An 11,866-nucleotide genomic window follows, 5' to 3' on the forward strand; every position below is an offset into this window, starting at 1 on the left:
CGAGGCCACGGCCCCGGGCCGGCAGGGCCAGGCTCAGCGCGGCTTGGGCTCGAACCCCGCCAGGACACGGAACAGGTTCACCAGTTCGACGATTGCACCGATGATCGAGCCCACGAAGCCGAGCACCAGGAACACCCGGACCAGCACCGGCCAGCCGGACCAGCCCCCGTCGAAATCGAAGGGGAAGACCGCCCAAAGCCGGAGCAGTGCCGCCAGGCCTATACCGATCGCCACGAGGTTGCCCAGAGCCAGGAGGGCCCTGAAGCGGATTACCGCGCATACCAGGTTGACCACGATCCCTGCGATCAGGGTCGTGTTGACGAGGTCCAGGGCACGGTCCATGTCCGCGGTCAGGAAGGGCACGATCCGCCAACCGGGCCAAATGTTGATCCCGTAGAGCAACAGCGCGTTGACCACGGCGGAGCCAACGCTGCCGCTGCGCGTCCAGTTCGCCGAGGTCCTGTCCGCCATGCCAACAGGGTCGCCCGGTGTGGAGCCGGGCCGGAAGTGCCGAAGGTCCCAGCGGCGCACGCGTGGAAATGTCGCACGTGGAAGCGGCGCGAGCGGAACCGGCGGGCGCCGGACCGGCCGCCAGGCTTCCTCAGTAACCCGTCAGGACTTCCCTGGCTTTGCCGTTGACAGCCGCGTTGACCAGTTCCTCGGCCACAATGTGCAGCTTGACGTTGGCATGCTGGCTGCGGGTGGCCAGCATCTCGAACGCTGCGGGCGGTTCAACCCCCTGCAATGCCATGATGATTCCCTTGGCCTGCTCAATCACGGCCTTGTGCGCGTAGGCCCCCTCAATTGCCTCGGTGGCGGCCTGCTGGGATTCGATGCGGAGGCTTTGGGTGACGTCCACCATGAACCCGCGCGCCTGTTCCACTCGCCCGGATGCCGCGGGCACGGCCTGGAGAGCCGAGAACACGCGCCGTTCCCTCCCGTGCACGTCGATGATGCGGTGCAGCATTGCTGCCTGGCCTCCGGCCTGCAGCAGGTCCTTCCACAGGGCACGGACCGCTTCACCGTCCTGCGGGTGTTTGTGGGACATCAGCAGCCCGAACGTGGGAACCACTTCCCCCGGGCGCAGCCCGTGGATGCGGAACATCCCGTCGGACCATTTCATCTTCCCGGTGGCGATATCCAGTTCAAAGGTGCCTGAGGGGCACTCGGTTCCAGCGCGAAGTGGAAAAAGGTAGGTACCCAGGTTCGACCACATATCTTTCTCCAAAATCGGTTTAGCTCCCCCCAGTCGGCTGTCGGCATCACAATAGCCCAAATATCGTCCGCGTGAAGCAGTCGAAAGACCCTGGGGCCCGCAAAATCGGGGGTCACAAAAGGCGCCGCGAGGAGTAGCGTCGCCTTATGGGGCACACTGAAGCGCGTCCCAATCCAAGGGGAGGTCAATTCATGGGTGAAGTATGGATCCGCACGCTGGGCAACGGGCTGGTCCGCGCAGACCGTATCACCGAAATATCATCCACCCGCGGGTCCCTTCATGAGGACCAGGGGTTTTCACTCAAGGTCATCGTGGACGGCAAGGGCCACGTGGTGATCGACGACGGCGGGCTGCAGGGTTCCCTGCCTGAGCGGCTGGAGTATGCCAGGCATGTGGAGGACGCCCTGCTGCTGGCCATTGACGAGGCGCACGGAAGCGAAACATCCATGGTGGTCTCGTACGAGCCGGAGCGGGAGCGCTGGTCAGCTGCTCCAGTTTCAGTATTAACGGGACGGCTTCCCGAAGTCGTCTGACGCCGGATCGGCGCAGGAAAACGGGAAGACGGCGGGAATGCCCGGGCAACCGCGTGCCCGGGCAGCCTTTTTAGCTGTGGGTCGGCTCCTCCACCAGTGCGGTAGCGATGCTGGCGGCATCTTCCAGCGCCGCCAGGAACCGCTCGGCGTCGAGGGCAGCTGCACAGCCGGTACCCGCGGCGGTGATGGCCTGCCGGTAGCGGTGGTCCACGGCGTCGCCGCAGGCAAAAACGCCGGGCAGGTTGGTGCACGTAGTGGGGGCATCCACCTTGATGTAGCCTTCGTCGTCCAAATCCACCTGGCCGGCCACCAGTTCGGTGCGCGGCAGGTGCCCGATGGCCACGAAGATGCCGGTGGCACCCTGGTGCCTGGTTTCACCGGTGCGGGTATCGGTCAGGGTGACGCCGGTGACCTTGCCGTCGCCGTGGATGGCCGTCACCGCAGAATTCCAGGCGAAGGAGATTTTGGGGTTGTCCTTGGCGCGCTGTGCCATGATGCGGGAGGCGCGCAGTTCGCCCTTGCGGACCACCACGGTCACGGACTTTCCAAAGCGGGTCAGGAAGGTTGCCTCCTCCATGGCGGAGTCACCGCCGCCCACCACAATGATGTCCTGGTCCCGGAAGAAGAACCCGTCGCAGGTGGCACACCAGGAGACGCCGTGGCCGCTGAACTTCTTCTCCTCCGGCAGCCCGAGTTCCTTGTAGGCGGAGCCGGTGGCCAGGATGACCGCCGGCGCCTCGTAGGTCTCCCCGCCGCCGGTGACCACGCGCTTGACGGGACCCTTGAGCTCAACCGAGGTGGCGTCGTCGTACTCAATGCGCGCGCCGAACTTTTCCGCCTGCTGCTGCAGCCCGTCCATCAGCTCGGGGCCCTGGATGCCGCCGGGGAAACCCGGGAAGTTTTCCACCTCCGTGGTGTTCATCAGCGCACCGCCGGCGGTGACGGACCCCGCCAGGACCAAGGGGTTCAGGCCGGCACGGGCGGCGTAGATTGCGGCGGTGTAGCCGGAGGGGCCGGAGCCGATGATGATCAGCTGTTCTTTGCTCATGGAGTGTCCTTCGGTGGCGGTACTACTGGGCGTCCGCGTGCTGCGCGGGCAGGAGTTCGGTGATCAGTTGTTCAACGCGTGCCTTGATCTCATCACGGATCGGACGGACGGAGCCAACGCCCTTGCCGGCCGCATCCTCCAGCACCCAGTCCTCGTAACGCTTGCCAGGGAAAAACGGGCACTCGTCACCGCATCCCATGGTGATCACCACGTCCGATTCTTTCACTGCCTCCGTGGTCAGTACCTTCGGCACCTCTGCGGACATGTCGATGCCCACCTCGGCCATGGCTTCGACGGCGGCCGGGTTCACCTGCTCCGCGGGCCGGGATCCGGCCGAGCGGACTTCCACTGCTCCCCTGGACAGGGAGGTCAGGAATGCCGCGGCCATCTGCGACCTGCCGGCGTTGTGGACGCAGACAAAGAGGACGGACGGCTTACGGGCGGGCGGGATGGTCATGCGGCGCTCCTGACACTGATAACGGCTCTACAGCGTGTAACAAACATCACCATGTTGCGTGCATCACATTTGTTGCCTAATCTTATGGAGGCTCATGCAAACGGGCCATGCAAGAAGCTGCAGCGTCGCAGCCAATGCCGGGGAAGGCTTTACAACTTGAACTCTAAGCTGAACATCGTAGTACGGGTGGATCTGGATCACAGCAAGGCCAAGGTGATTGCAAAGGGGCACATCACCGTCCATAGCATCAACGCACTGTATGTGGTGGCAAAACGCGCCAACTCCCTCAAGGGGGGCCTGGACCTGGAACTCGATATTTCCGGAGCCTGGGTGGATGAGGAAGCGCTGGATATGCTCCGCTCCGCTTCCGAGTCCAGGCAGCTGCCAGCCATGATCGATCCGGACCAGCAGCCCTGCACCATCAGCGTGCTGGCCGGCCGGCGACATCCCCGTCCAGCAGCAACCCGCCTGGCCGCATAAATACTTTCCGGCCACTCGCCGCGCCCAGGATTCGGGCCAGAGCCGGCCGACAATTTTCGAACTTGAACTCCAAAACCCGAAGTGCAGCTGCATCTGAAGAGACGGATGGCTGCACTTCAGGCTTTGCGGAGCATTCACCATCAGGGCCTGCCCGCGGCCGGCCCCGCGCTTACATGATTTTCGGGCCGCGGGCCAGGAATTCCTGGAGTTCCACTGCGCTGAGGCCTGCGGCCTCGCTGAGTGCCTCCTGGCCGGCACCCAGCCGTGACGCGTTGCTAAGTGCAGTCATAAACCCCTCCTGAGCCGCGTCCAGTTCCCACTGGATGCTCTCGACCCTGGCCGACGCCAGGCGGACGGCTTCGAGGGGATCGCCGGCGGGGCCACTGTCCATCCGGTAGCCGCAGGTGCAGGACCACTCGGATGAACCGAGCTCCAGCGGCGCCCATCCCAGTGAGGCGATGGGAATGGCCGACTCCGTCATTGCCACGCCGCAGTGGAAAGGCGTGCCCGGTGAGGTAAGGACCGCTGCGGCTGCCGGCTGGTGCGGGAGGTCTTCGCAGGTCTCCAAGGGAGTTGACCGTCCCGGCGCCTGAGGTTCGAGTACTGCAGTCATGCGAATCCGCCGTCCGGTAGTTAACTAACAATGTAGCTAGTCTAACTAGGATTACCCTTTTGTCTACCGGACAGTAGCGGGAGATGCGGAATTCACCGCGTCTACCGCTTCGCGCATCCGCATCAGGAAGTGCATCACGGCCCTGATTTCCTCCTGGGACAGCGATTCCGCAGCCTCGAGCATGCGCGTGTGCATCTGGTTGAGGTTGTGCCGAACCTCCTCGTCGGCGCCAGGTGTGGGCCGGAGTAGGAGTGCGCGGCGGTCCGAGGGGTGTGGTTGCCGGGTGACGTAACCGCTGGCTACGAGGCGTTCCACGAGGCTGGTCATGGAGGCGGAGGTGATTCCCAGGCGGGCAGCGAGTTCGGTGGGCCGGATTCCGGTGCCGGCGGCGTCCGCGTCGATAAGGTAGCGCAGGGCTAGGAGGTCCGTCTCCCCCATCGCAGCAGACGACCGGGTGCGCCTTCTCATGGCGCTCTCTGACGTGCGGAACTCGCGGAGCGCGTTGATGATGTCAACGGCTCCGGGTTGGGTGCCTTCAATGGGCGGGTACCTGTAGCCTTCGCTTGCACCATGCGGGTTCATGCGAATTCCTTCGATATCCTACTTGCTTGGCTGTCTAACAAACCCATGCTAGCCCACTTGGCAGCCGGCCACCTCCACAACGTTGAAAAGCAATTCCAAGTAGCTGCGCAGGTGGCGGGAAAAAGTAGAGTACCGGCTACTCGTGCCGCCGGCGCACCCGGCTAATACATTGCAATGAAACCCTCGGCGCCATGGCCAAGGGAGATGACGGGATGGGGGTGCAGGGTGGCAGGTGGCCCGGTGAACAACAGGGAGCCAGAGCGGCAGGGATTCCTCCTGGACCTGGTGACAGGGGCCGACGGCGACGCGGAGTCCCTGCAAAGACTCACCGATACTGCCGCGCACTGGATCAGCACGACGGCGGGCACAACAGTCGAGTGCGCAGCCGTGCTGCACCGGCAGGGGGCCTGCTATGCCACCGCCGGGAGCACACCGGCCGCTGCGGGGCTTGCGGCCTCCGAGGATGAGCATGGAGATGGACCCGCAGCGCTGGGTTCGGCCCTGGCAGCCCCGGCGGTCATCAACCATGCCGGCTCCCGCTGGCAGGCGTACCGAAAGCGGCTTCTGGACAACGGCTTCGGTTCCGCCCTGGCGGTCCCTCTCGAACTGCAGCCGGGCTCGACCGCTGCCCTCATCTTCCTGGGCCCACCAGGCTACGGTTTCACAGCCAAAATCATCAGCGAAGCTGCCTGGCTTGGGGCGGTTGCCTCGCACAGCCTTAAGCTCGCGCTGGACGTACATGGCATCATCCGCGCCGGCGACAACCTGAAGCAGGTACTGGAGAGCAGGACCAGCATCGACGTGGCCTGCGGGGTGCTCATGGCGCAGAACCGCTGCTCCTACGCGGAGGCATTCAGCAAGCTTGCCGGCACCTCGCGGCACCGCAATCTCAAGGTACGCAGCGTGGCGGACAGCATCCTGAAGGCGATGCCGAGCGGCCTGCCCGCAACGCGGTTCGAGCCGCCGGCATTCGCCTAGGGCAGGCACTTCACAGAAGCTGCCGCCCGGAAATGCCGTGCCGCAGCCTGGAACTAGTGCCGGGCCCGTGCCCGGATCAGGCCTGCTGCCACCAGCCCTGCGCATCCGAGTGAAGCCAGCATGCCGCCAAGAGCCACGAAGTAATCTGTAATGGTCATTGTCCTGCGCTCCTTCCCTACTGCCTTGATGAGGCCAAACTACGCCGCGAATCTCAGCATTGCCCGAAGGATCGCGCCGGGTTTTGGTCAAGATCCGGTTAAGAAGGGCTGCGGTGATCCACATACTTTCGCCCGCGAACTTCTCTTTGCCGGGCCGTTCCGTATTATTCATGCATGTGGACAAAACAAAGCCAGAGCTTCTGCCCGACCTGCGGCAGGACCACCAATCACGTCACCCATTTCCATAAGGACGACGCCGGTTCCCTGGTTGCTGACGTCCGCTGCGTTGAATGCCCCGAAACTGCAGGAGCCGTCGCCTAGGTGTTGTTGTTCCCCGAAGACTGCGATGTGCCGCTGCCGATACCGGTTGTATGTGGCCTGAGGATCGCGAAGACGGCCAGCGCAACCGCTTGGACAACCGTGATGGTAACGGCCAGCGCCGGTACCGACTGCTCGTAGAGCAAGCCGATGAGGAAGCTTCCCGCCAGCCAGGCAAGGCCGTAGCAGGCCGTAAACATTCCATAAGCACTCCCCCGCCGGGCTGCCGGCGCGAGCCCTGCAACGCCGGCCCGCATGGTGCTTTCCTGGACTCCCATTGCCGCTCCCCACACCAGCGCCCCTGCCACCGCAAGCGCCGCGTTGTTGCTGAAGCCCAGCCATGGGACCGCGGCGGCAAGAACCGGAAGGACCAGGAGCACCTTCAAACCCACCCGGTCAAAGAGCCAGCCGGAAAGCAGCGCGGCCACGGCATCGACGCCCATGGCCGATGCGTACAGTACCGGAACCAGGGCCGGCTCAAGGAGTCCCGTGGCCACCGCGTGGAACGAGAGCAGCCCGAACGTGGCATAGCCGAACATCGTCAGGCTGCTAAAGGCTGCGTAGAGCCAGTACTGGCGGGGCATCGGTGTGGCCGAAGGCGGGGCAAGCGGCACGCCCTCCGGGGGAATGGCGCCAACAACGGGCAATCGGGTTTCGTACGCACCGGGATCAGGAACCCGACGCTTCAGCCTTAATAAGACCAGCATCGCCGCAAGCCCGGGAACGGCCAGCAGCAGGAAACCCGGACCGTAGTTGCCGGAGAGCGCCAGGGCCGCGCCCACCACCAGCGGGCCAACGAGCGCGCCCACCTGATCGAGGGCTTCGTGCAGCGCGAAGGCCTTTCCCTGGCCCAGGGACGATCCGGCCTCGGCGAGCATGGTGTCCTTCGCCGGACTCCGGACGGCCTTGCCGAACCGTTCGGCCAGGACAAGGAGGCAGGCGATCCACAGCGCATTGGTGATGCCCAGGAGGGGGACGGACAAAGCGGTCAGACCGTAGCCGCTGATGGCCAGGGTCCACCGCAGGGCGGGCCGGTCTGCAAGCCGTCCGAAGACCAGCCGGAAGATCAGGGCCACTGCCTCGCCGGCACCGGTGACCACACTGACCAGGAGCGCCGAGGCGCCCAGTGTCCCGAGGTATGGCCCGGTAACGCTCCGCGCGCCCTCGTACACCATGTCCATCAGCGCACTGACAATCCCGAAAACCAGGATGAAGCGGATGGCAGTCATGGGCACTGCAGGACCTGCCCCTCGGGCGCTACCGCTGGTACTCATGCTCCCTGACCTGCTTTACGGCGTGCCTGCGGCCCTCCCGGCCTCGCGGGGCAGCACCGGTGTGCACGGCGCCGCTGGCCGGGGCATGATCGGGTCGGGTCACCGCCAGGATTACCCCGATTCCCGCAAGGGAGGAGACCATGGCCGACCCTCCGTAGGAGATGAACGGAAGCGGCACGCCGATTACCGGCAGCAGCCCGCTGACCATGGCGATGTTGATTACCGCCTGCCCCAGGATCCAGGTGATCACGCTGCAGGCGACGATGCGGGAGAACGTGTCCGCGGTGCGCGCGATGGTCTTGAAGACCGCGATGGCCAGGATGGCGAAAAGGCCCAGGACCAGCAGCGTTCCTGCAAGGCCGAGCTCTTCGCCCAGGATGGAGAAGATGAAGTCGTTGTGGGCTTCCGGGATCCAGTTCCACTTCTGCCGGCTTTGGCCCAGGCCCACCCCGAACCAGCCACCGGAGGCAAGGGCGTAGGCGCCGTGTTGGGCCTGGTAACCCATGCCCTCCGCGTCTTCCTCGGACCCCATGCCCAGCCACGATGAGATACGCCCCATCCTGTTGCCGCTGGTTGCTGCAAGCAGCAAGGCCGCCACTACGCAGATCATGCCCGCCACCGAGAACACTTTCATCCGCACGCCGCCGTAGAACATGGTGGCGGCCATGATCATCATGATGATCATGGTGGTGCCCAGGTCGTGGCCCAGCGCCACGACCAGCATGATCAGACCGCCGGCGGGACCGAGCGGAACCACGGCATGTTTCCAGTTGGCCAGCAGCGCCTGCTTCCGGTCCAGGATGGCTGCGGCCCATACGATCAGCGAGAGCTTCGCGAATTCCGACGGCTGCGCGGTGAACCCGCCCACGCTCAGCCAGTTCCGGTTGCCGTTCACGGACATGCCGAGCGGGGTGAATACCAGGACCAGGGCGATCAGGGAGCCGATCAGCAGCGGCCAGCCCAGCCGCCGGATGCGCCGCACGGGCAACCGGGCCAGTACCAGCATGATCACGACGCCCGCCACCGTCCAGATGGCCTGCTTCAGGGGAAGATCGTACGGATTGTTGCCCTGCGCCACTGATTCGACTGACGACGCGGACGCCACTTCCACCAGTCCGATCGCGGAAAGCGTGAGGACCACCGCCAGGATGAGGGGCCGGAGGCGTCCCGGGGAGTCATCTTCCAGCCACACCGCCACTTTGCCCAACCCGCGCCGGGCAGGACGGCCCGTAGCGCCCTGCTTTTGTCCTGTATTCATCTGTCCGTTCCTCAGCCTGCACACCAGGACTTCCCCCATGGCCGGGCCCAGCTCCGGGGCGGTACCGCCGAGAGAATAGAGTACGCCCCCGCAGGCCGGGGACGGCGGCAGCAGGGCCGTGCGCTTCAGCGTTCTGAGGGAATTGCCAGCTAAGGCCTGTAGGGTATCCGGAACCCATCCCCTCCCGAAGGTCATTTTGCCGTGTTCGGTTCCAGAAAGTCCCCCGGCCCGGATCAGGTTGGCTCCAGCCCGAGCGCCTATCCCGGCCAAGGTGAGCTCTATGCCGCCAGTTCCCGCCACCGTCGGCCTGCCCGGCGGGTACCGCGCTGGCTCAAGGCGGTAACCGCCGTGGTGTCGGTGCTGCTCCTGGGTGCGGTGGCCTTCGGCGGCTACTGGGCCTGGCGCCTGCAGTCCAACATCAGCACGTCCGAGTTGACGGCGGGCGGGGAACGGACCGAAGGTGCCGTTAATGACAGCACCGACCGGCTGCAGATCCTGGTTCTGGGATCGGACACCAGGGACGGAAGCAACAGCCAGTACGGCAGCGCCGAGGACTCCTCGGGCTACGGGCAGTCCGACGTGATGATGCTGCTGGACATTTCCGCGGACAACAAGCACGTGAACGTGGTCAGCTTCCCCCGCGACCTGCTGGTCGATGTCCCGGCCTGCACTGACCCCAAAACCAAGCGGGCCTATCCAGGCCGGCAGGACGTCATGATCAACAGCGCCATGGCGCAGGCGGGAATCGGATGTGCGGTGGACACCGTGAACAAGCTGACAGGCCTCGAAGTGGACCACTTCATGATGGCTGATTTCAACGCGGTGAAGGAACTGTCCAACGCCGTGGGTGGCGTGGAAGTCTGCGTCAGTGACGCCGTGCATGATCCGGACAGCGGCCTGAACCTGCCTGCCGGCACTTCCCAGGTGCAGGGCGAACAGGCTCTCGCGTTCCTTCGCACGCGGCATGCATTCGCCAATGGCGGGGATTTGGGGCGCATCCAGGCCCAGCAGGGATTCCTGGCCTCGCTCAGCCGCAAGCTCAAGTCCGAGGGCACCCTGGGCAACCCGCAGAAGACCCTCACCATTGCCGATACCATCACCAAGAACCTGACGGTGGACTCTGGCCTGTCCTCCGTCCCCTCACTGCTGACCATCGCCAACCGGCTGAAGAGTATCGACCCCGCCAACATCAACTTCATCACGACGCCAACCATGCCTGCGCCGCAGGATCCCAACCGGCTCACCCTTGATGAGCCGGCGGCGTCGAACTTTTTCAGTGCGTTGCGCAACAGCCCGGACCTGAGCCAGGCCGCCCCTGCCGCGCCGACACAGGCGCCCGCAACGCCTGCGGCACCGGCCTACGATAAGTCGCTGCAGCCAATCTCCATCGCGAACGGCACCGGCGTGGCGGGCCGGAGCAACGCGATCGCCGGGCTGCTCTCGGATGCCGGCTTTACGAATCTGACCAAGCTCCAGGCCCAGGCGCAGGATAAGACCAAGGTGTACTACTCGGCCGGGTTTGAGGACGTAGCCGCCGATGTGGCCGCTCTGTTCGGACTGCCCGCCGGCAGTGTGCAGCAGGTGGCCAACATCCAGGGCGTGCAGCTCTATGCGGGCACCGACTTCGCCACAGGCACCAAGCCCACCGCGCCGCCGGCGACCCCGGACTCCTCGGGTGGTGTGGTGGCCCAGACCGGCAGCGACCAGACCTGCCAGTCGGCCAACCCCACCGGGTACTAGGTATCGGGCCGCTCCGGGAACGCGCTCGCCTTGTATCGGCGGACGTCCTGGCAGCGCCGCTTCCAGTGATGGCGTTCGGGCCAGCACGGCCCCCAGTTGCGGCGGACCGGCCAGCGCCGGTTTTGGTCCGGGACCGGCCCGGCCTGCACCGCTTCCAGCCACGCCGGACCGGCCAGTACCGCTCCCAAGCGTGGCGGACCGACCAGCACCGCTTCCAGTCCGGGCGGATATGCGGGCCAGCACGCTTGCCTCAGGACAGGGCCAGCTGTTGAACGAGGGCTTCTTCCAGGAGACTCCGTTCTTGGAGTGGGCCCGCTTCCTTGAAGAGGATCCATTCCTTGTCCTTGAGTTTGCTGCGTGCGCGAGGCAGGAACCCGGGAGGCCAGTGGGGTGGTTCCCAGTCCTGGTGTTCGCTTTGGTAGTGGCGGCCGGTGGGTGAGGTCCAGCCGGGTGGTTCTTTTTTCGTGGCGGGGGTGGGTTTCCAGCCTGTACGGTGGCGGAGTTTGTGGTGTTTGGGGCAGGGTTGTCCCAGGTTGCTGATTCCGGTGGTGCCGCCGTTGGCCCAGGCGAGGATGTGGTCGGCCTCGGTGTCCAGGGAGTTGTTGCTGCACCCGGGGAACGCACACTTCCCGTCGCGCATCCGCAGCCACGCCCGCATCGCTTTCGTGACCCGGTAGCTGGTCCGGCCGATCTCCAGTGGCGCCCCGTCCCGCGGGTCCACCAACACCCGGTAGAACGAACCGGCACCGTCCGCGACGAGCCGCCGGGCCATCGACGCCGGGACCGGCCCGTACCCGTCCAGCACCGCCGGCTCATCACTCACGCCCAGCAGTGCACACACCGGGACTGTGACCAGCACCTGCGCCCTGATCGGTGACGGGAAATCTACTCCTTCAACAGTTCCGGCGGGAGTCCCGCTGGCGTCCGTGCTGGCAGGAGTGCCGCTGCCAAGGATTGCGGCGGCAAAGGTGTCGGCGCGGAGTTGGGTCAGGGTCCGGGACTCGTCCGGCCCCTGCAAGGACCGGGCGACGGCTGTGAGCCGGTTCCACCCCGCCTGGGCCTGGTCCGCCGGAAGGTACGCAGACAACCAGGCCATTCCGTCCCGGTCCGGCCGGAACTCCACCCGCCGCTCCGCCACCCCCTTGGCGTGCCGTTCCTCGATACTCTCAGCGTGGTGGCGTTCCCGCCACGTCCGGGCCTTGACCCGGAAC

Annotated in this window: 13 protein-coding genes; 4 read left to right on the plus strand and 9 right to left on the minus strand. The window is 65.4% G+C overall.

Annotated elements, in window-relative coordinates; all coding sequences use genetic code 11:
- Window positions 1-33: 33 nt before the first annotated feature.
- Together ACTJK0_RS01435 and ACTJK0_RS01440 are read right to left on the minus strand one after the other, a co-directional pair.
- Entirely contained in the window at window positions 34-471 is a 438-nt protein-coding gene (locus ACTJK0_RS01435) for a hypothetical protein (protein ID WP_440743997.1), read from the minus strand.
- Window positions 472-601: 130 nt separating this feature from the next.
- The gene (locus tag ACTJK0_RS01440) at window positions 602-1,216 is read right to left on the minus strand and encodes a PAS and ANTAR domain-containing protein (RefSeq protein ID WP_440743998.1); all 615 of its coding nucleotides are present in this window, start codon (window positions 1,214-1,216) and stop codon (window positions 602-604) included.
- A gap of 191 nt (window positions 1,217-1,407) precedes the next feature.
- On the opposite strand from ACTJK0_RS01440, the gene ACTJK0_RS01445 reads away from it, so the two are divergent.
- Complete coding sequence (locus ACTJK0_RS01445) at window positions 1,408-1,749, plus strand: hypothetical protein (protein ID WP_440743999.1); 342 nt, start codon at window positions 1,408-1,410, stop codon at window positions 1,747-1,749.
- Window positions 1,750-1,819: 70 nt separating this feature from the next.
- Here the strand turns inward: ACTJK0_RS01445 and trxB are convergent, their stop codons facing one another.
- The gene (gene trxB, locus ACTJK0_RS01450; protein WP_440744000.1) at window positions 1,820-2,797 is read right to left on the minus strand and encodes a thioredoxin-disulfide reductase; all 978 of its coding nucleotides are present in this window, start codon (window positions 2,795-2,797) and stop codon (window positions 1,820-1,822) included.
- 22 nt (window positions 2,798-2,819) lie between these two features.
- Window positions 2,820-3,254, minus strand: a complete 435-nt coding sequence (locus tag ACTJK0_RS01455; protein WP_440744001.1) for an arsenate reductase ArsC — start codon at window positions 3,252-3,254, stop codon at window positions 2,820-2,822.
- A 156-nt stretch (window positions 3,255-3,410) separates the two neighbouring features.
- On the opposite strand from ACTJK0_RS01455, the gene ACTJK0_RS01460 reads away from it, so the two are divergent.
- Complete coding sequence (locus tag ACTJK0_RS01460) at window positions 3,411-3,734, plus strand: hypothetical protein (RefSeq protein WP_110541475.1); 324 nt, start codon at window positions 3,411-3,413, stop codon at window positions 3,732-3,734.
- Between the two features lie 169 nt (window positions 3,735-3,903).
- Here ACTJK0_RS01460 and ACTJK0_RS01465 read toward each other — a convergent pair whose 3' ends face one another.
- A complete protein-coding gene (locus ACTJK0_RS01465; RefSeq protein WP_440744002.1) occupies window positions 3,904-4,347 on the minus strand; it encodes a hypothetical protein in 444 nt (147 codons plus the stop codon).
- A 63-nt stretch (window positions 4,348-4,410) separates the two neighbouring features.
- Window positions 4,411-4,929 (minus strand): MarR family winged helix-turn-helix transcriptional regulator, encoded by a 519-nt coding sequence (locus tag ACTJK0_RS01470; RefSeq protein WP_440744003.1) that lies wholly within the window; start codon window positions 4,927-4,929, stop codon window positions 4,411-4,413.
- Between the two features lie 240 nt (window positions 4,930-5,169).
- Between ACTJK0_RS01470 and ACTJK0_RS01475 the strand changes: the two genes are divergently transcribed.
- Window positions 5,170-5,907 carry an ANTAR domain-containing protein gene (locus tag ACTJK0_RS01475; protein ID WP_440744004.1) on the plus strand — a complete coding sequence of 246 codons (738 nt, stop codon included), beginning with the start codon at window positions 5,170-5,172 and terminating at the stop codon, window positions 5,905-5,907.
- Between the two features lie 475 nt (window positions 5,908-6,382).
- Here ACTJK0_RS01475 and ACTJK0_RS01480 read toward each other — a convergent pair whose 3' ends face one another.
- Both ACTJK0_RS01480 and ftsW read right to left on the minus strand, forming a co-directional pair.
- Window positions 6,383-7,657 carry an MFS transporter gene (locus ACTJK0_RS01480; RefSeq protein ID WP_440744005.1) on the minus strand — a complete coding sequence of 425 codons (1,275 nt, stop codon included), beginning with the start codon at window positions 7,655-7,657 and terminating at the stop codon, window positions 6,383-6,385.
- Window positions 7,641-8,915 (minus strand): putative lipid II flippase FtsW, encoded by a 1,275-nt coding sequence (gene ftsW / locus ACTJK0_RS01485; RefSeq protein ID WP_440744006.1) that lies wholly within the window; start codon window positions 8,913-8,915, stop codon window positions 7,641-7,643. Before ftsW ends, ACTJK0_RS01480 begins: the two co-directional genes overlap by 17 nt.
- A 201-nt stretch (window positions 8,916-9,116) precedes the next feature.
- Here ftsW and ACTJK0_RS01490 point away from each other — a divergent pair, with 201 nt between their 5' ends.
- Window positions 9,117-10,655, plus strand: a complete 1,539-nt coding sequence (locus ACTJK0_RS01490) for an LCP family protein (RefSeq protein ID WP_440744007.1) — start codon at window positions 9,117-9,119, stop codon at window positions 10,653-10,655.
- A 250-nt stretch (window positions 10,656-10,905) separates the two neighbouring features.
- On the opposite strand, the gene ACTJK0_RS01495 is transcribed toward ACTJK0_RS01490, so the two are convergent.
- A partial coding sequence (locus ACTJK0_RS01495; protein WP_440744008.1) for a DUF222 domain-containing protein occupies window positions 10,906-11,866 on the minus strand: 961 nt, incomplete at its 5' end.

This window comes from Paenarthrobacter sp. 22069, assembly GCF_052046035.1.
Classification (GTDB): Bacteria; Actinomycetota; Actinomycetes; order Actinomycetales; family Micrococcaceae; genus Arthrobacter.